21 protein-coding genes are annotated in these 21,129 nt (G+C 59.2%); 3 read left to right on the top strand and 18 right to left on the bottom strand.

Annotation, left to right across the window (positions count from 1 at the left end; translation table 11 throughout):
• From ftsE to BJL95_RS12440, 4 genes are read right to left on the bottom strand one after another with little or no spacing between them, the layout of a single operon-like run.
• Complete coding sequence (ftsE, locus tag BJL95_RS12455; RefSeq protein WP_064030457.1) at positions 1–657, bottom strand: cell division ATP-binding protein FtsE; 657 nt, start codon at positions 655–657, stop codon at positions 1–3.
• Positions 658–661: 4 nt separating this feature from the next.
• Positions 662–2,692 (bottom strand): signal recognition particle-docking protein FtsY, encoded by a 2,031-nt coding sequence (ftsY, locus tag BJL95_RS12450; RefSeq protein WP_071158351.1) that lies wholly within the window; start codon positions 2,690–2,692, stop codon positions 662–664.
• A gap of 5 nt (positions 2,693–2,697) precedes the next feature.
• A complete protein-coding gene (locus BJL95_RS12445; protein WP_071158349.1) occupies positions 2,698–3,234 on the bottom strand; it encodes a hypothetical protein in 537 nt (178 codons plus the stop codon).
• A 46-nt stretch (positions 3,235–3,280) separates the two neighbouring features.
• Entirely contained in the window at positions 3,281–4,027 is a 747-nt protein-coding gene (locus BJL95_RS12440; RefSeq protein ID WP_083385973.1) for an SURF1 family protein, read from the bottom strand.
• 73 nt (positions 4,028–4,100) lie between these two features.
• Here BJL95_RS12440 and BJL95_RS12435 point away from each other — a divergent pair, with 73 nt between their 5' ends.
• Positions 4,101–4,370: a twin transmembrane helix small protein gene (locus tag BJL95_RS12435; RefSeq protein ID WP_064030447.1), complete on the top strand. Its 270-nt coding sequence runs from the start codon at positions 4,101–4,103 to the stop codon at positions 4,368–4,370.
• A gap of 65 nt (positions 4,371–4,435) precedes the next feature.
• Here BJL95_RS12435 and BJL95_RS12430 read toward each other — a convergent pair whose 3' ends face one another.
• The 10 genes from BJL95_RS12430 to bioB all read right to left on the bottom strand — a co-directional run bounded on the left by BJL95_RS12430 (position 4,436) and on the right by bioB (position 14,158).
• A complete protein-coding gene (locus BJL95_RS12430; protein WP_064030445.1) occupies positions 4,436–5,314 on the bottom strand; it encodes a cytochrome c oxidase subunit 3 in 879 nt (292 codons plus the stop codon).
• 14 nt (positions 5,315–5,328) lie between these two features.
• Entirely contained in the window at positions 5,329–5,874 is a 546-nt protein-coding gene (locus BJL95_RS12425; RefSeq protein ID WP_064030442.1) for a cytochrome c oxidase assembly protein, read from the bottom strand.
• A gap of 165 nt (positions 5,875–6,039) precedes the next feature.
• Positions 6,040–7,656, bottom strand: a complete 1,617-nt coding sequence (ctaD, locus tag BJL95_RS12420) for a cytochrome c oxidase subunit I (protein WP_064030440.1) — start codon at positions 7,654–7,656, stop codon at positions 6,040–6,042.
• Positions 7,657–7,713: 57 nt separating this feature from the next.
• On the bottom strand, positions 7,714–8,934 hold the full coding sequence (coxB, locus tag BJL95_RS12415; protein ID WP_083385972.1) for a cytochrome c oxidase subunit II: 1,221 nt from the start codon (positions 8,932–8,934) through the stop codon (positions 7,714–7,716).
• A 249-nt stretch (positions 8,935–9,183) separates the two neighbouring features.
• Positions 9,184–9,579 carry a bacteriohemerythrin gene (locus BJL95_RS12410; RefSeq protein ID WP_071158347.1) on the bottom strand — a complete coding sequence of 132 codons (396 nt, stop codon included), beginning with the start codon at positions 9,577–9,579 and terminating at the stop codon, positions 9,184–9,186.
• Positions 9,580–9,782: 203 nt separating this feature from the next.
• On the bottom strand, positions 9,783–10,478 hold the full coding sequence (bioD, locus tag BJL95_RS12405; protein ID WP_071158345.1) for a dethiobiotin synthase: 696 nt from the start codon (positions 10,476–10,478) through the stop codon (positions 9,783–9,785).
• The gene (gene bioC / locus BJL95_RS12400; RefSeq protein ID WP_071158343.1) at positions 10,475–11,257 is read right to left on the bottom strand and encodes a malonyl-ACP O-methyltransferase BioC; all 783 of its coding nucleotides are present in this window, start codon (positions 11,255–11,257) and stop codon (positions 10,475–10,477) included. The genes bioD and bioC overlap by 4 nt, the downstream gene beginning before the upstream one ends.
• Positions 11,254–12,015, bottom strand: a complete 762-nt coding sequence (gene bioH, locus BJL95_RS12395; protein WP_071158341.1) for a pimeloyl-ACP methyl ester esterase BioH — start codon at positions 12,013–12,015, stop codon at positions 11,254–11,256. Before bioH ends, bioC begins: the two co-directional genes overlap by 4 nt.
• Complete coding sequence (gene bioF, locus BJL95_RS12390) at positions 12,012–13,169, bottom strand: 8-amino-7-oxononanoate synthase (RefSeq protein ID WP_071158339.1); 1,158 nt, start codon at positions 13,167–13,169, stop codon at positions 12,012–12,014. The genes bioH and bioF overlap by 4 nt, the downstream gene beginning before the upstream one ends.
• Positions 13,169–14,158, bottom strand: a complete 990-nt coding sequence (gene bioB / locus BJL95_RS12385; protein ID WP_071158337.1) for a biotin synthase BioB — start codon at positions 14,156–14,158, stop codon at positions 13,169–13,171. Before bioB ends, bioF begins: the two co-directional genes overlap by 1 nt.
• 72 nt (positions 14,159–14,230) lie before the next feature.
• Between bioB and BJL95_RS12380 the strand changes: the two genes are divergently transcribed.
• A complete protein-coding gene (locus BJL95_RS12380; RefSeq protein WP_071158335.1) occupies positions 14,231–14,932 on the top strand; it encodes a ComF family protein in 702 nt (233 codons plus the stop codon).
• 334 nt (positions 14,933–15,266) lie between these two features.
• Here the strand turns inward: BJL95_RS12380 and BJL95_RS12375 are convergent, their stop codons facing one another.
• The 3 genes from BJL95_RS12375 to BJL95_RS25935 all read right to left on the bottom strand — a co-directional run bounded on the left by BJL95_RS12375 (position 15,267) and on the right by BJL95_RS25935 (position 17,377).
• Entirely contained in the window at positions 15,267–16,235 is a 969-nt protein-coding gene (locus BJL95_RS12375) for an FAD:protein FMN transferase (RefSeq protein ID WP_071158333.1), read from the bottom strand.
• A gap of 104 nt (positions 16,236–16,339) precedes the next feature.
• Positions 16,340–16,885 (bottom strand): TlpA disulfide reductase family protein, encoded by a 546-nt coding sequence (locus tag BJL95_RS12370; protein ID WP_139306242.1) that lies wholly within the window; start codon positions 16,883–16,885, stop codon positions 16,340–16,342.
• Between the two features lie 366 nt (positions 16,886–17,251).
• A complete protein-coding gene (locus BJL95_RS25935; RefSeq protein WP_302848343.1) occupies positions 17,252–17,377 on the bottom strand; it encodes a hypothetical protein in 126 nt (41 codons plus the stop codon).
• Between the two features lie 179 nt (positions 17,378–17,556).
• On the opposite strand from BJL95_RS25935, the gene BJL95_RS12365 reads away from it, so the two are divergent.
• Positions 17,557–19,356, top strand: coding sequence for an alkaline phosphatase family protein (locus BJL95_RS12365; protein WP_071158331.1), 1,800 nt, complete (start codon positions 17,557–17,559; stop codon positions 19,354–19,356).
• A 725-nt stretch (positions 19,357–20,081) separates the two neighbouring features.
• Here the strand turns inward: BJL95_RS12365 and BJL95_RS12360 are convergent.
• Positions 20,082–21,041 (bottom strand): calcium-binding protein, encoded by a 960-nt coding sequence (locus BJL95_RS12360; protein ID WP_071158329.1) that lies wholly within the window; start codon positions 21,039–21,041, stop codon positions 20,082–20,084.
• Between the last annotated feature and the right edge of the window lie 88 nt (positions 21,042–21,129).

Genomic DNA, 21,129 nt, shown 5'->3' with positions numbered 1-21,129 from the left:
TCAACTCGCCACCAAATGCCCTTTGTCCAAGGTCAGTACCCGATAACCGAGCACGTGAACCAGCTCGATATCGTGAGTGGCGATCAACACCGAAACCCCGACTTGCTTGAACTGCTCGAACATATGCATGACTTCGGCCGACAGATCCGGATCCAGGTTGCCGGTCGGCTCGTCCGCGATTATCAACTTGGGTTTGTTGACGATGGCCCTCGCGATACCGACCCGTTGTTGTTCGCCGCCGGACAAGGCCAGCGGATATTTACGCTCCTTGCCCAGCAGCCCGACTTTGTCCAGCGACGCCCTCACCCGCCTCGCCACTTCATTGGCCTGATAGCCGGACACCACCAACGGCAACGCCACGTTATCGAACACGGTCCTATCGTTTAGCAGTTTATAGTCCTGAAAGATCAGACCGAGTCCGCGCCGCAAATACGGCACTTTACGCTCGCTGACCCGGTTGATGAGTTGACCATCCAGGAAAATGTTACCGCGCGTGCATTGCTCCATCATCGCGATCAATTTCAGCAATGTGCTTTTGCCGGCGCCGGAGCGGCCGGTCAGAAACGCCATTTCGCCTTTTTGCAGATGAAAGCTGACGTCGATCAAGGCCTCGCCGGCGTCGGGGTAACGTTTGCTGACGTGTTCGAACTTGAGCATGGTGTTAGTCTTTAGCGAACAAGGCCTCGACGAACTGCTCGGCATCGAAGTCCTGCAAATCGTCGATGCTCTCGCCGACGCCGATGAAGCGAATCGGGATATGCAATTGATTGGCCAACGCGAAAATGATGCCGCCCTTGGCGGTACCATCCAGTTTGGTCAGGGCCAAACCGGTCAAGCCAACCGCTTCGTTGAATATTTTAGCCTGCGACAACGCATTCTGGCCGGTGCCGGCATCCAGAATCAACAACACTTCATGCGGCGCGCTGTCGTCCAATTTGGCCATGATCCGCTTGATCTTTTTCAACTCGTCCATCAAATTGGATTTGGTGTGCAAACGCCCGGCGGTGTCCGCGATCAACACGTCCACGCCCCTGGATTTGGCCGATTGCAGCGCGTCGAAGATCACCGATGCCGAATCGGCGCCGGTGTGCTGCGCCACAACCGCCACATTATTACGCTCGCCCCAGGTCTGCAACTGCTCGACCGCCGCCGCCCGGAAAGTATCGCCGGCCGCCAGCATCACGCTATGCCCTTGTTGCTGCAAGCGCTTCGCCAATTTGCCGATCGACGTGGTTTTGCCGACGCCGTTGACGCCGACTACCAGAATCACGAACGGTCCATCCCGTTCCGGAATTTTTAGCGCTTGCGAGCAGGGTTTCAGTATCGTCAGCAGTTGCTGCTTTAGCGCATCGAGCAAGGCATCGCCGTCGGCCAGCTGTTCGCTCTCCAACGTTTTTTGCAAATGTTCGATCAATTGCGTCGTCGTTTCGATGCCGAGGTCGGCCATCAGCAAACTCGCCTCCAAATCGACCAGCAAACCCTTGGTCACCGCTTTCTTGCCGAATGCCAAGCTGCCCAGCACCGATCCGAAACCGCCGCGGGTTTTTTGCAGTTGATTACTCAAGCGTTGGAACAGACTCTCCGCCACCGGCACTTCGACGGGCACCGGTGCCAAAGCCGCCTCACCGACCGTTGCCGGAATCGCCGCTTCGCCAACAGAAACCTCGGCTTCGGCTTCGGCTTCGGCTTCGGCTTCGGCTTCGGCTTCGGCTTCGGCTTCGGCTTCGGGAAAACCGTAACGGCTGTACAAGGCAATGGCCAATAACGGCACCATCAACAAAGCCGCCACCGCGTTATGCGCAACCGCCAATCCCAGCGGCAGACTATATTTGACGCTGAAGATCCCTAGTACGATTTGCAGCAACAAAACCAGGCTGACCAGGTTACCTGCCAAGCGTACCGGTTTGGGATAGCGGTCGCCGGTCGCTACCAGCATCAACGCGCTCACGACCAAGAAGGTAAGGCCGGCCGCCAGCCGGTGAACGGTGTGAACAGCCGCTAGCGCGGCGGCGCTCAACAACTGCCCTTCCGGACGGAACGGATTCAATGCTTGCCAGTAATCGGCCGCCGGCAACCAAACCCCTTGGCAACGCGGGAAATCGTCGCACGCTAGCCCAGCGTAGTTGCTGCTGACCCATCCCCCCAACGCAATCTGCGCCAGCACCACGCACATCGCCAATCCGGTTAGCCACATCGGCCCGGAACTGACCGAACGCCGGCTCAGAGACGGATCCAAGCGCAGATAAGCCCAAACCAGCGCCCAAAAGGTCATGAATCCCAATAACAAATGTCCGGTAACGACCGCCGGGGTCAGCTTGGAGGCCACGGTCCACATGCCCAACGCCGCCTGGCTGGCAATCAGCGATACGATAACCAGGGTCCAGCCGACCGCGAGGCCGCGTTTTTGCTCGCGCCAAGCGAACGGCAGAGCCAGCAACGCCAAGACCGCCAGCGCGCCGGCTAAATAACGATGGACCATTTCCTTCCAGGCCTTGGCGACATCAACCGCTTGCCCGCCGAAAGCGGCCGCCGCGTCGGCCTTGAATTGGTCGGTATCGGCGACGACGGCTTTGCCGTAACAACCGGGCCAGTCCGGACAACCCAAGCCGGCGTGGCCGAGGCGGACATAGGCGCCGACCACGATGACCAGCAGCGCCAGGATGGCCCCGCACAATAATAATCTTCTGAACATGTTTATTAACCGATTTGGGAAATTCTGAGGAGTTTGCTTAAGTCGTCTCTGACTTGATAGGGATCGAATCCGGGCGGGTATTTCATCATCAGATTGCCCAGCGGGTCCATGATGATCAAGGCGCCCTCGACAGGCGCCTGGCCGGCTATCCCGGACAATCCCGCCCGCAAGCTATCGGCCGGCAGCGCTTTCAGCAGGCGCGCATCCTCACGCCATTGGCCGGGCAGCGCGACTTGTCCGTCGCTTAGCAAAGCCAAGCGCCGCACTCGGGCGATGTCCTTGCCTATCATCAGACCGATCTGCCGGGATTTATGCAGGGCATCGGCGCACACTTGCGAGCACGCGCCGAATACCGGATTAATGAGTACCCAGTGCCCCTTCAACTCCCCGATATTTTCTTGGGAAAACGTATCTGCACCGACAAAACTGACCGGTTCGGTCTGAAGCGGCGGTTGAATCAACTCGCCATGATTGGTCCCCAATCTGACGGTGTCCGGATGCGCCGCCAAATACCAAGCGATGCTAAATGGAATCGCCGTCATTGCGAAGATTCCTAAAATGGTGAGACGATTTATTTTTAATTGTTGTTTACTCACGACGTTTACGAAGACTGTTCCAAAACATTAGGGTGCTTAGCGTTAGCGCTAAACCGAACCATTGTACTGCATAGGCCCGGTGTTTTTCCGGCGGAATGACCACGTTGATACGCCAATCCCGCAGATAGCCGGCGGGTTGATCCGTATCCAATTCCAGTTGGAACGGCGCCAGCGCGTAGCCGAATTTGACGCCGAGCGCAGCCAAATCGACGTACTGAGTGCGAACCGGCCAGCCTTCGCCCGGCGTCCCGCCGCCAGCCAGCCGAATGCCGACGTCGGGAAAACGGTTGATGCGGCCGCGCAACTGTTCGACCGGCGTATCGATGCTTAAATCGGGGACTACTCGCCTATCTCGGCCCAGCGGCAACCAGCCGCGATTGACCAAGACCGCGGCTTGGCCGTTGGCGGGCAAAAACGGCGTGAACACCAAATATCCGGGCCGGCCGTCGTGTACCTGATTGTCGAGCAATAATTGATGGGCGTCGTCGTAATGCCCTTGTAAAGTCGCCTTGCGATACCGAATCGCCTCGAGCTCCGGCTCGCCCGGTATCCGCTGGTTCAAATCCAGTGCAACCGACATTTGGGCTGCATATTGCGCGTTGAGCAAGGCTTGCTTTTCATCCGCGCGGCGCAATTGCCAGAATCCCAGGTTGCATAGCAACACCATCATTGCGAGATAAGCCACCAACAGGGCCGGCGACCAGCGCCACTCCATGCGAAACAGCCGAAATTTAATCATCTAAAACCGCCCTAAGTATTGGCAAGCCATTGGGAATCGTCGAGAATGGTGCTTTTGCGCCGACTTTCCCACCATGCCGATCAAAATATTCGTTATTGTCGCTTTTCTCGCCATTTTAGTCAGCCTGGGCTCGGCGCTGTTTCATTTGGTCAGACACAAAAGCGACGAAGATTCGCGTAAAACCGCCAAAGCCCTGACGTTTAGAATTGGCTTGTCGCTGGGCTTGTTTATTTTGTTGGTGCTGGCCTTGGCCACCGGCCTGATTCAACCGCACGGCCTGGGCGCCAGAATGCACGCCGACCAAAAACCGGCGTCATCCGCTCCTCAAAATCCCGGCCGCTAAACGCCGGCAAAAAAAAAGCGCGCTCGTCGCCGAGCGCGCTTTTTTTCGTTAACGAAAGCAGGCGTTTACATCAAGTAAACGAAGACAAACAAGCCCAACCAGACGACGTCAACAAAGTGCCAATACCATGCCGCCGCTTCGAAAGCGAAATGATTTTCCGGCGTAAAATGGCCTTTCCAGCTTCTGAACAGCACGACCGACAGAATGATCGCACCGACGCAAACGTGGAAACCGTGGAAACCGGTCAACATGAAAAAGGTGGAACCGTAGATCCCTGAACCCAGCGTCAAACCCATCTCGTGATAGGCTTCGTAGTACTCGGTAGCTTGGCAGGCGACAAACAAAAAGCCCAAGCCGACGGTAGCCAACAGGCCTTTGATCAGCTGGCCGCGATGCTTGGCCAACAAGCCGTGATGCGCCCAGGTGCAGGTAACGCCGCTGGATAACAGCAACAAGGTGTTGATCAACGGTAAACCGAAGGCGCCCATCGGCTCGAAATCGCCGCCGACCTTACCGGGACCGTTGGTCGGCCAAGTCGAGCTAAAGCCGTCCCACAGCGTAAAGGTCGAACGACCCGGACCGCTGACGAACGCGCCGTCGGTCGCGCCCAACCAGGGCACCGACAGATTGCGGGTGTACCAGAGCGCGCCGAAGAACACCGCGAAGAACATCACTTCGGAGAAAATAAACCACATCATGCCCATCCGGTAGGAAATACCGACACCGTGGTTGTACATGCCGGACTCGCTTTCGGTTGCTTGCAACGCAAACCACGCGCCCAACATCACCAGAAACACCACGAAACCGGCCAACATCATGCCGGAGCCGATCGAGTTTCCGTTCAAATGGTTTGCAAAGCCCGCCAGCGTCAGCATCAAACCGGCGGTGGCCATCACCGGCCAAGTGGCTTTATGCGGGATGTAATAAGCTGTGTTTGTAGACATAACCTTCCCCTTCGTTAATTTTCAGATTTTTCAGTAATTTCAAAAAAAGTGTAAGACAGCGTAATGTTTTTATAGCGCTCGGGCAGTTTCGGATCGACAACCAAACGAACCGTCATGTTCTTCTCTTCGTTCGGATCGAATATCTGTTCCAACTCGCAAAAACAAATCACCTTTGTGACGTATTCCTTGACCAAGCCCGGCGTGTAAGTCGCTACCGCGCGTACCTTAATCCTGCGATCGCTCAAGTTTTTCGCGTGAAATCCCACCGAATAATATTGGCCCGGATGAATCTTCAGACTGGGCGTTTCCACCTTAAAGTCCATCGGCACCGCACGATTCAGCGACGTCAAAAACTCCATCGTGATTTCCCGGGACTCGTCGACCTTGAACTCGGATTCGGTCTTGGCGACGCTTTCCAGCGTGGCGTTTTGTCCGGTGAGTTCGCAAAGCACGTCGTAAAGCGGTACCAGCGCATAACCGAAACCAAACATCAGCACCGCCACGCCGATCAGTTTCGCGGCCAGTCTGCGGTTTTTACCACGCAACTCTTCGCCGCTCATTGCGACATGGCCTTCATCACCGCGAACACATAAATCGTCAACGCAACCGCGACCAAGGCCAGCGCGGTCAAAATATTTTTAGTCTTGATATTCATCTCTATCCTCGCGCCCTCCTGTCGGATCTTACCGACAGGAGGGTCGCCGTCCAAGCCGCTCGCCTAGCGATTAAAAATGCTCTGTCGGAATTTTTTCCGGCGGGGTGGCAAACGTGTGATAAGGCGCGGGAGACGCTACGGTCCACTCCAAGCTGTGCTTGCTGGCGTCTTCCCAGACTTCGTCGGTGACTTTCTCGCCGGTACCGCCGCGAATCGTATCGATGACGATGTAAACGAACAGCAATTGACTGAAGCCGTAGATGAAAGCGCCGATACTGGACACCATGTTCCAATCCGCGAATTGAATCGCATAGTCCGGAATACGGCGCGGCATGCCGGCCAGACCCAGGAAATGCTGCGGGAAAAACAGGATGTTGACCGAAATCGCCGACAACCAGAAATGCAGTTTGCCGATTTTCTCGTTGTACATATGCCCGGTCCATTTAGGCAGCCAAAAATAGCCGGCGGCCATCAGAATGAAAACCGAAGCCGGTACCAAGGTGTAATGGAAATGGGCCACGATGAAATAGGTATCGTGATATTGAAAATCGACCGGCGCGACCGACATCATCAAACCGGTGAAACCGCCCATCGTAAACAACACCACGAACGCGATCGCGAACAACATCGGCGTTTCGAAGGTCATCGAGCCTTTCCACATCGTCGCTGTCCAGTTGAACACTTTCACGCCGGTCGGAATCGCGATTAGCATCGTCGCATACATAAAGTACAGCTCGCCGGCAATCGGCAGACCGACCGTGAACATGTGATGGCACCAAACGATGAACGACAGGAACGCAATCGCGCCGGTCGCGTAGACCATCGAAGCGTAACCGAACAACGGTTTGCGAGCGAACACCGGAATGATGGTCGAAGCCACGCCGAAGGTCGGCAGAATCATCACATACACTTCGGGATGACCGAAAAACCAAAAGATATGTTGATACAACACCGGGTCGCCGCCGCCGGCCGCATCGAAGAAGCTGGTGCCGAAGAAACGGTCGGTCAACAGCATCGTCACCGCACCGGCGAAAACCGGCATGATCGCGATCAACAGGAATGCGGTGATCAGCCAGGTCCAGACGAACAGCGGCATTTTCATCAAGGTCATTGCCGGGGCGCGCATGTTGAAAATGGTCGCGATCACGTTGATCGCACCCATGATCGACGACACACCCAGCAAGTGAACCGCGAAGATCGCGAACGGCAAGGCTTTTCCGGTTTGCAATACCAGTGGCGGATACAGCGTCCAACCAGCCGAGGGCGCGCCGCCCTCCATGAACAGGGTACTGGCGATCAGCAACACGCCAGCCACCAACATCCAGAAGCTCATGTTGTTCATCCGCGGCAGCGCCATATCCGGCGCGCCGATCATCATCGGAATCATCCAGTTGGCCAGACCGACGAAAGCCGGCATCACCGCCCCGAAGACCATCACCAATGCGTGCATCGTGGTCATCGAGTTGAAGAAGTTGGGATCGACGAATTGCAATCCCGGCTCGAACAATTCCGAGCGGATAATCAAAGCCATGCTACCGCCGACGAAAAACATCGCCAGCGAGAACACCAGATACATCGTGCCGATGTCTTTATGGTTGGTGGTAATTATCCAGCGCAGAATACCCTTATCCGGGCCGTGATCGTGGTGATCGTGATGATCATCATGTTCAGCTACGACAGCAGTCATACGTAATACCTCAAGAAATAATAGATAGTGAGTTCAACCCTATAAAACCGGTTCCAATCAAGAGCCGACTTTGTTCTCGGCGACAACCTTGGGTTTGACTTCGCCGTTCTCTTTACATTGTTGAGCCGCATCGTCGATATCCGGATACAAATCGTCGAAATCGTCGAGCGTCAAGGCCTGACAAGGTTGAAACTCATCGCCGACATTGTTGCCCAGATTCGGAGAATTCCGCAGATAGGTCACCAATTCGGCCAATTCGTCGGCAGGCAATTTCTTGAACGCCGGCATTTTGCTGGTACCGGCTTGCACGAAACCGATCAGTTGATCGACATTGCCGGTCACTTTCGCGCTGGCGCTCAGCGCGGGATACCAACCGCTGATGCCCTTGCCGTCGATTTGATGGCAAGCCACGCAGTTTTTCAAGTAAACCGATTCGCCCTTAATCAGCAGCGAAGACCGGGTCAGCTTGCTCAAATCCGGCGCTTGTTTTTGTTTTTCCAGCGTGGATTTCACCCAGGCGTCGTACTGCTCCTGTTCCATCGCGATGACGACGATAGGCATGAAGCCGTGGTCGCGCCCGCACAGCTCGGTGCATTGGCCGCGATAGACGCCGGGCTTGTCGACTTGGGTCCAGGCTTCGTTGACGAAACCGGGATTGGCGTCTTTTTTCCAGCCCAGATCGGGCACCCACCAAGAGTGAATCACGTCGGCGGCGGTGAACAGGAAGCGGATTTTCTTACCGACCGGAATCACCAACGGTTTGTCGACGTTCAGCAGGTAGTTGGGTACCGCGCGCGGGTCCATCGTGCTGACCCGGTGGGTTTTTTCGCTGGCTTCGTCCAAATGGCTTTCGAAGTGAACGCCGGAATCCAGGTACTCGTAATCCCAATACCACTGTTTCCCGGTCACCTTGATGCTCATCTCGGATTCCTGGGTTCCGTCCAGATCGACCACGGCCTTGGTAGCCGGAATCGCCATACCGATCAGAATCAGCGTGGGAATAATGGTCCAGATGATCTCGACCGTCGTATTTTCATGAAACTGCGAAGCTTCGTGCCCTTTTGATTTTCGATGATGGAAAATCGAGTAAAACATCGTACCGAACACCGCGACACCGATGAATACGCATATCCAAAGGATCAGCATGTGCAAATCGTACAGCTCATGACTGAGTTGTGTCACACCTTGCACAAGATTGAGTGTGTAGTCCGCGTGTGCCGCCTCCAGGCCCCAGGCCATCAAAACCAGACACGCGAGCAGTTGCTTTGTTTTCTTCACGGAGCAGCCTCCCCACTAGTAGTTATAAACTTGTATGCGTTATATCTTCTGTAACATTGCGCACCCAACCGGCGAGGCTCGCGGTTCCCTTTACAGATAATTGTCTTAAATAAACTGAGCAATTTTACCCCATCGCAGAGCAGCAAACCAGAAGAGGTTTTCCCGTTTCGGCAATTTACGCGTAAAAAAGGCTTGCGAACATTGCTGCTCGCAAGCCTTTGTGACCGCTTTAGCCTGTCGGCTTGGGGCTTATTTCAGCGTATCGGAGTACGACATATCGAAGGTAGGAATATGGCTATCCAACCAGCCTTTGACCAATTGCCCGACTTCCTCGGTCACTTCGGCTTGACCCGCGTGAAATTTCTTTTGCAAATCCGCGCAAATACCGACCATGGCTTCGTGCTCGGCTTTATGGCGATCGTAACCGCCAAAACCCTTGGACAGCATTTCCCGTTCTTCATGAGCAAAATGATCGACCACATAAGCGATCAAAGCATCCAAGGAAGCGCCGATCGTCGCGCGCGCCGCGCCGCCGGTTGCCTCGTCGTACAGTTTGTTCAACAAACCGAACAAAGTCTGATGCTCCGAATCGGCAAAGCCCACGCCGGTGCCATACTGATCCGCGGTCCAAGTAATTAAAGCCATAAAACGCCTCCAGGTTGTTTTTTTATTTAGGATGCGCCGCGCGAATTCGTCCCGGATTCCGCCAGCGGCAATCAGTCCATACGGACTTTTTAAGTTCAGGCCACCGGCCCTTCGAACCGGCGCCACCATCGTCTCCTTGCGCCGAGAGGCCCGGCCAGTCGCCGCGCCCTCGGATGGTGGCCGCCATTGTCGTCATCCCCGCTTTAAAAATTTTGACGCAAATCAAACATTTGCCAGTTTGGTGGGCATAGATGTTGCCCCATCTCAGTGAAATCCGGCTCGAGCCGGTAAGGTAAAACCCCCAATAGCGGGGCCGACAAATGGGTTTGCAAATAGGCCAGATTGCCTTCGAAACCCGGCATCGCCTCGCTCAAGCGGACCGCGAGCCAACCGGCGCAGCGCAGCCCGGTCCGCTCGACCGCCACGACCGTCAAGCGCGCGTGATTGATGCATCCCAAGCGCATGCCGACCACGACCACAACCGGCAATCCCAAACGACGCGCCAAACCAGCGTTGTCCAACGCGGCGTCCAGCGGCGAATACCACCCGCCGGCGCCTTCGACCACCAACCAGTCGGCGGTCGCATGCAATGCGGCGGCCAGCGTGGCGATACGCTCCGGATCGACCGAGATATCGCCGCAAGCCAGATGCGGCGACATCGCCGCCTCGAACGCATAGGGATTGATGGCCGCATAGTCCGCCGGCGCAGAACACGCCGCCTGGATCAGCAAAGCGTCGCGATTATAGAAACGGCCGTTGCGCCGCTCGCAGCCCGCCGCCACCGGCTTCATGCCGGCCACCGTGTAGCCTTCCGCGCGCAGGCGGCGCATCCAGGCCAGCGTCGCCCAGGTTTTGCCGACATCGGTATCGGTACCGGTGATAAACACGCCGGCTTTCATCGAAACGCCCTGACAAACAGAATCTCCCAACTGGCAAGGATCCGCGCGTCGGGCATTAAAGCCTGGTAAGCGACGATCATGTCCCGCAATTGCAGGCGCGTGGTCGGCCCGCGCTTGCGATCGGCGTTGAGATTATGCGCGCCGATGCCCTTCAGTTCCCGCATCAGATCGGCGACCGCCGCATATTCGGTCGAATACGTCCGCGAGACGATGTCGCCATCGCGCCAACCGGCGGCGGCTAGCTGGGCGCGAATCTCGGCGCCGGACACGAACGCATTCACGTGCCGGTAATCGTCGACCTCGGCCCAAGCCGCCTTTAATTCCACCAGGGTACCCGGCCCGAAGGTGGCGAACGCCAGTTGCCCGCCCGGCGTCAGCACCCGCCGGCAATCGCCGAACAGCGCTGGCAAATCCGCGCACCATTGCAAAGCCAGATTGGAATAGATTTGACCGAGACCGGCATCGGCCAGCGGCAAACGCTCGGCGTCCGCGCACACATACCGCACGCCGGCCGGCCATTTGGCCCTGGCCGCTTGCAGCATCGGCAGCGCGATGTCCAGCGCATACACCGGCCGATCGGCGGCCCGGCCCAGCAACAAACCGGTCAAAAACCCGGTGCCGCAACCCAGATCGGCGATAGCGCCGGCCGCCGGCGACACGTCGAATCGGGCCAGCAATTCGGCCCCGACCCGACGCTGCAAGGCCGCCACGCTATCGTAACCGGCCGCCGCCGCGCCGAACGAACGGCGAATATCGCGTTTGGCTATCGCGGCATTCATTCGCGCGCCCGCAACAACGCCATCACCTGCTCGGGATGGCTCAGAAACGGCAAGTGGCCGGCTGCATCGAGACAATACACGCCGGCCTCCGGCCTTAAATCGGCCAGCGCTTTAGCGGCGGCGACCGGTACCAGCATGTCCCTGCCGCCGAAAATGGCCGAGGCCGGACAGCGCAAATGCCGCCATTGTTCGCGCAAATCGGCGGTTTTCAAGATGTCCAGCCCGCCGCGCAACGCCGCTTCGGCCGGCGGCGGCGCATCCGCCACCGCTTGCCGCAACTGCGTCAACAACGCCCGTTGCTCGGGCAAGCCTTGCACTTGCAGGGCCAGAAAGCGTTGCAGCGTGGTTTTGGCATCGGCCAGCAACAGCTCGGCAAAGCCGTCCAGCACCGCCGGACGCATGCCCGGCCAAGCGCCGTCGCCGACGAATTTAGGATTGCTGGCCAGCAAGGTCAACTGCTCGACCCGCTCCGGGTAGCGCGCGGCGATGTCCAGCGCGATGGCGCCGCCCAAGGACCAACCCAGCAACGCGAACCGGCGAACCGGCAGCGCCGCGACCAAGGCATCGCCGACCACCGCCAACTCGAACGGCGCCAGCGCGCCGCTACGGCCGTGTCCGGGCAAATCCGCGACGATGGTTTGATAATGGTCGGCCAAGCGCTCGGCGAATCCGCGTAACACGCCGCCGTGCATGGCCCAGCCGTGCAATATCAGTAGCGGCGGCCCGCCGCCGCGCTTGTCCAGATGAATAAGCGTCATGCGCCCAGCTCGCTCAAAGCCTCCAGCAAAGCATCGATTTGCGCGTCGTCGTGCAGAGCCGTCAAGGTCACCCGCAAACGGGCGGTGCCGGCCGGCACCGTCGGCGGCCGAATCGCGCCGACCCAGAAGCCCCGCTCGGCCAACGCGTTACTCAGTGCGACCGCGCGCTCGCTATCGCCGGTCGGCAACGGTTGGATCGCGGTTTCGGAAGCCATCAGCGGCAAACCCAATTGCTCGGCGCCTTGCCGGAAACGCGCGATCAGCTCGCGCAAGCGCTCGCGCCGCCAGGTTTCGTCGCGCACGATGCGCAACGCGGTACGCGTGGCCTCGGCGACCGCCGGCGGCATCGCCGTCGTGAACACATAACTGCGGGCTTTTTGAATCAGTAGCTCGATCAAATCGTCGGAACCGGCGACAAAAGCCCCGAAGGTGCCGAAGGCCTTGCCCAAGGTACCGATCAAGATCGGCACCTGTTCGGCGCTCAAGCCGAAATGCTCGACGATGCCGCCGCCGCGCGCGCCAAGCACGCCGAAGCCGTGGGCATCGTCGATCAACAAGCCGGCATCGTGGCGGCCGACCAATGCCGCCAATGCCGGCAGCGGCGCCAAATCGCCGTCCATGCTGAACACCCCGTCGCTGACCACCAAGACCTTGCCCGATCCGGTCGCCAGTTTCGCGGCCAGATCGGCGGGGTCGGCGTGATGGTAGCGGCGAAACCGGGCACCGGCCAGCAAACCGCCGTCCAGCAGCGATGCGTGATTCAGACGATCTTCCAGCACCGTATCGCCGCGCCCCAGCAAGGCCGAAATCGTCCCGACGTTAGCCATGTAACCGGTCGAAAACAGCAAGGCCCGCCGCCGGCCGGTGAACTCGGCCAATGCGTCCTCCAACGCGTCATGCGCGGCACTATGCCCGCAAATTAAATGCGCGGAGCCGCTGCCGACGCCGTAGCGTTCCGCGCCGCGCTGAAAGGCATCGACCAGGCGCGGGTCGGCGGCCAGGCCCAGATAGTCGTTGCTGCAAAAATTGACCATCCGCCGCCCGTCCACGTCCAGCAGCACGCCTTGCGGGCCGTCCACGCCCCGGCGGCGCCGGTACAAACCTTGTTGCTCCAGCCGGCCCAGCTCGCCGCTAAAATCGTAAAAACCGGCCATCAAGCGTAACTGGAGCCGCCCATCCGCACGCCCAAGCGCTGAAACAATTGCCGGTCGTGGCTGGTCATCGGATTGTCGGTGGTCAGCAGTTTATCGCCGTAGAAAATCGAGTTGGCCCCGGCCAGAAAGCACAAGGCCTGCATCTCGTCGCTCATCGCGGTCCGGCCGGCCGACAAGCGAACCCGCGATTCCGGCATCATGATCCTGGCCACCGCCACGGTGCGCACGAACACCAGCGGGTCCAGCGTAGCGGTGCCGTGCAGCGGCGTCCCTTCGACTTGCACCAGCATATTGATCGGCACGCTCTCCGGATGCTTGGGCAGATTCGCCAGTTGCAGCAACAATTTGGCTCGATCGACCTCCGACTCGCCCATGCCGACGATGCCGCCGCAGCAGACATTGATGCCGGCCTCGCGCACCCGTTCCAGCGTATCCAGCCGGTCCTGATAGGTCCGGGTGGTGATGACTTCCGAGTAATAGTCCTCGGAGGTATCGAGATTGTGGTTGTAATAGTCCAGGCCGCCGTCCTTCAAGGCTTGGGTTTGCCGGTCGGTCAGCATGCCCAAGGTCACGCAGGTTTCCATGCCCAGCGCCTTGACGCCCTTGACCATCTCGACGACCCGCTCGATGTCTCTATCCTTCGGGCTGCGCCAGGCGGCGCCCATACAAAACCGCGAAGCGCCCTGGGCCTGGGCCTGTTGCGCGGCTTGCAACACCGCTTCGACCGGCATCAGCGCCTCCGGCGTCAGATCGGAATCGTAGCGGGCGCTTTGCGGGCAATAGCCGCAATCTTCCGAGCAGGAACCGGTCTTGATGCTCAACAGGCTGCTAACCTGAATTTCGTTGGGATCGAAGAACGCCCGATGCGCGGTCTGGGCCTGAAAAATCAAATCGTTGAACGGCAATGCGAACAAGGTCTCGACCTCGGCCAATTGCCAATCGTGACGAATGTTGGCGACGTGGTTCGAAGGTTTCTGGCTGGCGGACATTCTGCTACTCTCCCATGCTCGGCGGCGGCGCAAGCGGTGACCGGGACCGCTTATCAACCTATTTAAAGAAAAATGGTAAACCATTGGCTAAACATTATACAGACTTTGCTGTTACCGCCGCGCTGCGTATTGTGCGGCGCGCCCGGCCACGCCGGCCTGGACCTGTGCGCCGGCTGCCTGGACGACCTGCCCCGTAACGTTTCCTGCTGCTACCGCTGCGGCGAACCGTTCGAAACCCGCCATCCTCAACCGGTGCTGTGCGGGCGCTGCCTGAGCAAAACGCCGGCCTTCGACGAGACCTACGCGCCGTTTTTGTACCGCAGTCATTTACGCTTTTTGGTGAGCCGCCTGAAATTCCAGCGCGACTACAAGAATGCCCGCCTGCTGGCCGGCTTGCTGGCGGCCCACGCCGGAACCCAGGCCGAACGGCCGGAATGTCTGATCCCGGTGCCGCTGCATCGCGGACGCTACCGCGAACGCGGCTTCAACCAGGCCATGGAAATCGCCCGGCATTTATCGAAGGAATTGAAGATTCCGCTGGATTCGCGGAGTTGCCAAAGAGTGCGGGATACCGGCCATCAAATCGCGTTGCCGGCCAAACAGCGCCGCAAGAATCTGCGCAACGCCTTTCGGGCCACGCGGCCGTTACCTTACCGCCACGTCGCCATCGTCGATGACGTGATGACCACCGGCGCCACGGTCGCCGCGCTGGCAACGGCACTGAAGCGAGCCGGCGTCGGCCGGGTGGACGTCTGGGTCTGCGCCCGGGCTTAACCATCCGCCGACATCAATCGGGCCGGTAATTACCGGCCCGATCGCTACTGCTCCTATCGATACCCGAATCTAAGCGTAAGTATCGATGTTTCTACCTTTACTACCGTCGTTATCCCCATCGGCATCTTTCGCGACCGGTTGCACCGGTTGCGGCGCGGGCTGCCGGTTCTCTACGGGCGGCTTCGCTTGATTGACGAGAGGAACGTACGGCGTGGAGCCCACTCCCGATATGGATGACATGTCGATCTCCCATGGATTGAACACTGTCCGCCCGCCAGGACGGACCACCGGGTTATCGGCCGAGCCGGCAAAAGCTTGAGTAAAAAATCAACGCTCAGCGCGGCGAACCCGCGCCCCGCGCCGCCGGCTCGGCCGGACCGAACAAACTACCTCCGCCTCGACCGGCCACATCGACCCATAAATGCGGCAGATTCAGTTGCTCCAACCACTCGACGCCGTCGCCTTCCTTCAGCATCGCGATCGTCGAAGCGCTACCGGCCACCACGCAAAAATCGCCGACCACCGTCACCGCCGCCAAATGCCGTACCGGCCAGCCGGTCTTCGGGTTCAAAATATGCCCGTAGCGCACCTGGTCGATGACCATGCAGCGCTCGTAATCGCCGCTGCTGGCCACCGCGCCCTCGTACAAGTTCAAGGTATCCAGCAAGCCGCCCTGCCGGCGCGGATCGCGAATACCCACCCGCCAGGGACTGCCGTCGCCGCGCGGACCGATCACCCGAATATCGCCGCCCAAATTCACGACCCCGCGCTGAACCCCGTGGTTGCGGCAGATCGTCGCCGCGCAATCGGCGGCGTATTCCTTGACGACGCCGCCGAAATCGATCTCCATGCCGGCGACCGAAAACGTCAATTCCGGCCGGCGCCAGCACAGCCGGTGCCAGCCCACTTTCTCCAGCAACGCCGCCAGCATGGCCGGCTCGGGCAAACGGCCGGCATCGAATTTCCAGGCCCGGCGCAAAATCCCGGAAGTTACGTCGAACAAGCCCTCGCTTTGCTCGTAGCAGGTCAGCGCATAATCCAGCAAGCTGGCGGTTTCGTCGTCCACCGCGATCGAACCGCCAAGCGCCGCGGCCCGGTTGATCTCCGATAAAAAACTATCGTCCCGGTAACGGGAATAGCGCGCCTCCAGCCGCCGCACATCCGCGATCGCCGCCTCCGCCGCAGCGCCGGCTGCCGCCGCGCTGCTCGCGAACAATTGAATTTCGCACGGCGTCCCCATGGCTTGGAATTCGCGGCGGTAAAACGTTAACGGACGGCGTTTGCTGGGTTTTTTCGGTTTCATGGCGGGTTAATGCAAAACGAATGGCGATGGTCGACGGCCGGTCGGGTTTTCCCTAGGGCATAAAAGCCTAGTGTAACCCGACTATCGCCGATCCCCACCCTCGCCTACAAGCTGGCCGGCTCGGCCAGCAACTGCTTGAGGACGCCTTGCAATTCGTCCACCTCGCCGGACCGGAAACCCTTATGGATGTAGCGCAGCTTGCCCTGGCGGTCGATCAAAAACGACGACGGCATGGCTTCCACCGCGAACTCCTTGGCGCACTGCTGATTCGGATCGGCGGCCACCGCGAAACCGGGGCGGGCCTTGGTCAAAAACGCCTGGGCATCGGCGGCATCCTCGTCCAGATTGACCGCGACTACTTGCAAGCCCTGGGCGCCGTGTTGGCGCTGCAACTCGTTCATAAACGGAAACGATTGCATGCATGGCCCGCACCAGGACGCCCAAAAATCCACATACACGACTTGATTCTTGAACTGTTGTAAGTGCAAGGCCTTGCCGTCCGCCATGCCCTGCAGCGCGCAAGCCGGCGCGGCCCGATCGACCGCCGCCGCGTCGGCTTGCGCGGCCGCCATCCCCAAACTTAGCGCCAGCGCCCATGCCGCCGGCCGGCGCTTAAACCACATCAAATCCTTTAGCAATGTATCGCTCATCGTCAAACTCTCCCAACATTAAAATTCGCCGGCCCACGGCCGACCGTTAAAAAATCCGCCCGCGCCCGGCGTCCGCTACCTATCCGGTCTGGAACACCGGACGGAGGAACTTAAGCCCCCGCCCTAGCCCCGTCTAAGGCACGCCGGCCTGGGCTTAGCGAAACTCAACCCGGACGGAATGCCGGTGATCGATAGGACCGGAATTAATAATAAGCCCGGTATGACGGCGCCGAACCGGCCAACCGCTAAACGGCCGGTTGGTCCGATGCCGCGATCGCGTACCAGCGTTCCGTCAGTGTTTACCGCGCCGATACCCGGCGATACTCGACGTCGAGTGTTTTTTGCCCGGCGATAGCCTGACCGACCTTAACTGGCCGCCGCCGGCTTAGCGCTGGAACCGCCGGGAAAACGGGTCCGCAAATCGTCGAACAAGGTTTGGGCATTCGGCCGGTCGCGCTTGGCCGCTTCGCGCTCGCTATGGTAGTAGGCCAAAGATGAACCCGGCCCGATTGATCGCGGGCATTCGGTTCGGGCCGGGCGAAGACTATTTTTTCAAACGCCGCCCCTCCTTCATCGTCGCGTCATAAACACGCTTTAGGCTGCCGCATGCCATCCCTTCATCGTGATGGCGCAACCCTCCCTTGATGCATTCGAATTTGGAGTGATCGTCCATGCGAACCACGAAATTCCGCTCTATCTATCCGCTGACGACGGCTGTCGCATCGGCGTTAATGCTTAGCGCCCCGGCGCAAGCGCAAGACGAACATAAAACCGCCACGCCGATTAAGCACGTGATCGTCATCGTTGGCGAAAACCACACCTTCGACAACCTGTTCGGCGCCTACCAACCCAAACGTGGCCAACACATCGACAACTTGCTCAGCAAAGGCATCATCACCGCCGACGGCGAACCCGGCCCCCGCTTCGATCTGTCCAAGCAACGGGTCGGCAGCGCCACCGACCGCTACCGGGTCGTCACCGAATCCATCGGCGATTACGACCTCGGCCTACCGCAACCCTATACTACCTACGCCATCGGCCAAACCGCCGGCATCTTGGATAACCGCTTTCCCAGCAACCTGCCCAACGGCCCCTATCAAATCAGCAAATACGCGCCTTACAACGAATACACCGGCGACCCGGTGCATCGGTTCTTTCAAATGTGGCAAGACCTCGACGGCGGCAAACACGACAAATTCGTGTGGGTCGAAGAAAGCATAGGCACCGGCTCCGACGGCAAACCCTACCCGGCGGGCGGCTTCAATCCGATGGAAGGCGCCATCTCGATGGGCTTTTACAATATGAATACCGGCGACGCGCCGATTTTCAAAGCCCTCGCCGACACCTACGCCATCAGCGACAACTACCATCAATCGGTCCAGGGCGGTACCGGCGCCAATTTCCTGGCCCTGGTCACCGGCCACGCGGCCTATTTCACCCACCCGACCAAACTCGACGGCAGCGCCGCAAAACCTTGGGCCAACCAAATCGAAAACCCCAATCCGGTGGCCGGCAGCAACAACTACTACACCCAAGACGGTTACGGCGGCGGCTCCTACGTCAATTGCGCCGATTCGGCCCAACCGGGCGTCGCGGCCGTCAACGCCGAGCTGATCCGCCAAGGCCTGCGCAAAAACAATTGCGAAAAAGACCATTACTATCTGGTCAACAACTACAACTTGTATTGGAACCAAACCAGCGCCAGCCCCCGCTCGCTCGGCGCCGACCAATTCACGCTGCCGCCGCAAAGCCTGCGTACCATTGCCGACGTACTGACCGCTCACAACGTCTCCTGGAAATATTACAGTGCCGACCGGGGCGACGACGCCACCACCTTTGCCGGCGGCGTCAACGGCATACCGTTGCTGTTCCACGCCTACTGCGGCATCTGCGACCCGCTGACCGGGTTCAGCAGCATCATGAAAAACCCGGCGGAAGAAGCCAAGCTGCAAAACTACTCCGCCTTCCTGACCGACGTTGCCAACGGCACCTTGCCGGCGGTGTCTTACGTACGTCCCTTCGAAGCCCTGGCCGGCCATCCCGCCGACTCCACCGCCGATCAATACGAAATGTTCTTGCAAGACCTGATCGCTCAAGTCAAGAGCAATCCGGCGCTGTGGGCTTCCACCGCCATCGTCGTCACCACCGACGAAGGCGGCGGCTATTACGACTCCGGCTATGTGCAAGCCGTCGATTTCTTCGGCGACGGCACCCGGATTCCGCTACTGGTGGTATCGCCCTACGCCAAGAAAGGCCACGTCGACCATACCTACAACGATCATGCGTCGATCTTGAAATTCATCGAACGCAACTGGCACTTGCCGACGATTTCGCCGCGTAGCCGCGACAATCTGCCCAATCCGCTGGCGCGCGCCGAAAACCCTTACCGGCCCGTGAACGGCCCGGCGGTCGGCGACTTAATGACGCTGTTCGACTTCGACCGGGACGACCGCCACCACGACCGCGACTAGCTTAGAAACGGCCGGCCCGCACGCCCCTTCGACTCCGCTCAGGGGGCGTGCGGAACCAACCCTTCCCCGAGCGGAGCAAACGTTCCCTGAGCGGAGCCGAAGGGGACCCAACCAACCGCCCCGAGCGAAGCCGACATTCCGGATCAAAGCCGTCAGCCCAAATACATAGAAAATACATTGATTTGTACATCCTAGCCCGAATGCCTTGCTGACATCCGTCTAAACCTGCAACTCCAGGTCGCGGTCGAGCCGGCAGCCGTTGACGTTGGGGTACAAGGGCCGCGTAGTTGCGGGGTCCATCTTGGGAACCTCTATTGCCCGCGTGGATAGGACGATGGGGCTACCGTGGTTACCAACGCCGTGAAGTAAAAAGCTCACCATCAAAGTAAGCCGGCGGCTAGAAAGAGTCTACCCGCTCTGGCTGAGGCGGAACCACGGTAACCCGCCGGCTGCGTTGAGCCGAATTAACCCGCTGGCTGAGCGGAGTCGAAGCCAGCAGTCTCGCTGAGATTCCACTACAGTGGTCGGAGCGGAACGAGGCCCGCGACATGCAAACCCGGTGGCTAAGTCAAGGCAAACTATCTTCGAGAGCCGGTCGCGACGCCGAAGCACGCCGCCAACTTGGAGGAAAGGACAATGATCGGGGCTGTCGGCGCTCCGATGACGGCGCGCCGAACAAGGTCAAACCGACAGCGGCCCCAAGCGGCGCCGCTGCCGGTTGGGGTTTAGCTATGCTCGCATTCCAGCTCGGTTTCGCCGTTCTTTTTGGTGGTCATTACGCAAGCCTGGTTGGCGCCGTGCTCGTGTACGTCCTGCTCCGGGCCATGCTCGCATTCCTGCTCGACTTCGCCGTTGGCTTCGGTTTTCAGCACGCAGAGATCGGCGCCCTTGCCGCTGTCCAAGTTAACGTCGTCGGTGTCGTAACTCAGGGTATCCTTGCCGTTGCCGCCGAGCAGATTGTCTTCGTTCAGACCGCCGTCCAGACTGTCTTTGCCGTTTTGACCGTACAGATTGTCGCTGCCGGGGCCGCCGTCCAGGTCGTCGTTACCGTTGCCGCCCCACAAGCTGTCGTCGCCGCTGGTGCTGGCATCGACACTGGTATCGTCGTCGGCGTCGGACGCATCGTCGTCTACCCCGTCCTTATTGCGATCGCGCAGGTTGTTGTCTTCGCCGTACAGGCCGTCGTTGCCGTTATCGCCGTTTAACGTGTCCCGGCCGGCATTGCCTTGCAGGGTGTCGTTGCCGTTACCGCCGCCCAGGTTGTCGTCGCCGAACCCACCGTTGAGTTGGTCGTTACCGTTACCGCCGGTCAGCGTATCGTTATCGTCTCCGCCCCACAAACTGTCGTGCCCGTTACCGCCAATCAGGTTGTCGTTACCGGTGCCGCCATCCAATTGATCGTTGCCGTGATTGCCTTTCAGCGTGTCGTCTCCGCCGCCGCCACAGATCAAGTCGTTACCCTTGCCGCCGTCGATGATGTCGTTGCCGGCGGTGCCCATGATGACGTCGTCGCCCTTGGTGCCCATCACGACTTCGTTACCTTGTTTGTCGAGCTTTTTGATCGCGGTTTCGGCATGAATGGTCACCGTGGCGCCCAAGCAGGTGTCTTCGGCGATGGCGGAGTGACTGAATGCCGCGGCGATGGTCAGGCCGAGTAAGGTTTTAGCGAATGTAGTTTGACTCATGATATTTCCTGGATAAGTTAGGTTTTATACGTGGATCGAATGCTTCGCCGCACATTCGATCGACCGGATTGCGCCGAACCTGCATCAA

The sequence above is a fragment of the Methylomonas sp. LWB genome (genome assembly GCF_001856095.1).
GTDB lineage: Bacteria > Pseudomonadota > Gammaproteobacteria > Methylococcales > Methylomonadaceae > Methylomonas > Methylomonas koyamae_A.
Note: the sequence above shows the minus strand (reverse complement) of the source record. Positions and strands in the feature narration are given on the sequence as shown.

Coding starts and splice junctions, on each gene's coding strand:
- bioF (WP_071158339.1), bottom strand. CDS start 13,169: ATGGCCGGTTTTTACGATTTTAGCGGCGAGCTGGGCCGGCTGGAGCAA.
- BJL95_RS12365 (WP_071158331.1), top strand. CDS start 17,557: ATGCGAACCACGAAATTCCGCTCTATCTATCCGCTGACGACGGCTGTC.
- ctaD (WP_064030440.1), bottom strand. CDS start 7,656: ATGACTGCTGTCGTAGCTGAACATGATGATCATCACGATCACCACGAT.
- BJL95_RS12375 (WP_071158333.1), bottom strand. CDS start 16,235: ATGAAACCGAAAAAACCCAGCAAACGCCGTCCGTTAACGTTTTACCGC.
- BJL95_RS12440 (WP_083385973.1), bottom strand. CDS start 4,027: ATGATTAAATTTCGGCTGTTTCGCATGGAGTGGCGCTGGTCGCCGGCC.
- BJL95_RS12445 (WP_071158349.1), bottom strand. CDS start 3,234: ATGACGGCGATTCCATTTAGCATCGCTTGGTATTTGGCGGCGCATCCG.
- BJL95_RS12370 (WP_139306242.1), bottom strand. CDS start 16,885: ATGAGCGATACATTGCTAAAGGATTTGATGTGGTTTAAGCGCCGGCCG.
- bioH (WP_071158341.1), bottom strand. CDS start 12,015: ATGACGCTTATTCATCTGGACAAGCGCGGCGGCGGGCCGCCGCTACTG.
- bioB (WP_071158337.1), bottom strand. CDS start 14,158: ATGTCCGCCAGCCAGAAACCTTCGAACCACGTCGCCAACATTCGTCAC.
- ftsY (WP_071158351.1), bottom strand. CDS start 2,692: ATGTTCAGAAGATTATTATTGTGCGGGGCCATCCTGGCGCTGCTGGTC.
- bioD (WP_071158345.1), bottom strand. CDS start 10,478: ATGAAAGCCGGCGTGTTTATCACCGGTACCGATACCGATGTCGGCAAA.
- BJL95_RS12425 (WP_064030442.1), bottom strand. CDS start 5,874: ATGAGCGGCGAAGAGTTGCGTGGTAAAAACCGCAGACTGGCCGCGAAA.
- BJL95_RS12360 (WP_071158329.1), bottom strand. CDS start 21,041: ATGAGTCAAACTACATTCGCTAAAACCTTACTCGGCCTGACCATCGCC.
- BJL95_RS12380 (WP_071158335.1), top strand. CDS start 14,231: ATGGTAAACCATTGGCTAAACATTATACAGACTTTGCTGTTACCGCCG.
- BJL95_RS12430 (WP_064030445.1), bottom strand. CDS start 5,314: ATGTCTACAAACACAGCTTATTACATCCCGCATAAAGCCACTTGGCCG.
- BJL95_RS12410 (WP_071158347.1), bottom strand. CDS start 9,579: ATGGCTTTAATTACTTGGACCGCGGATCAGTATGGCACCGGCGTGGGC.
- bioC (WP_071158343.1), bottom strand. CDS start 11,257: ATGAATGCCGCGATAGCCAAACGCGATATTCGCCGTTCGTTCGGCGCG.
- ftsE (WP_064030457.1), bottom strand. CDS start 657: ATGCTCAAGTTCGAACACGTCAGCAAACGTTACCCCGACGCCGGCGAG.
- BJL95_RS12435 (WP_064030447.1), top strand. CDS start 4,101: ATGCCGATCAAAATATTCGTTATTGTCGCTTTTCTCGCCATTTTAGTC.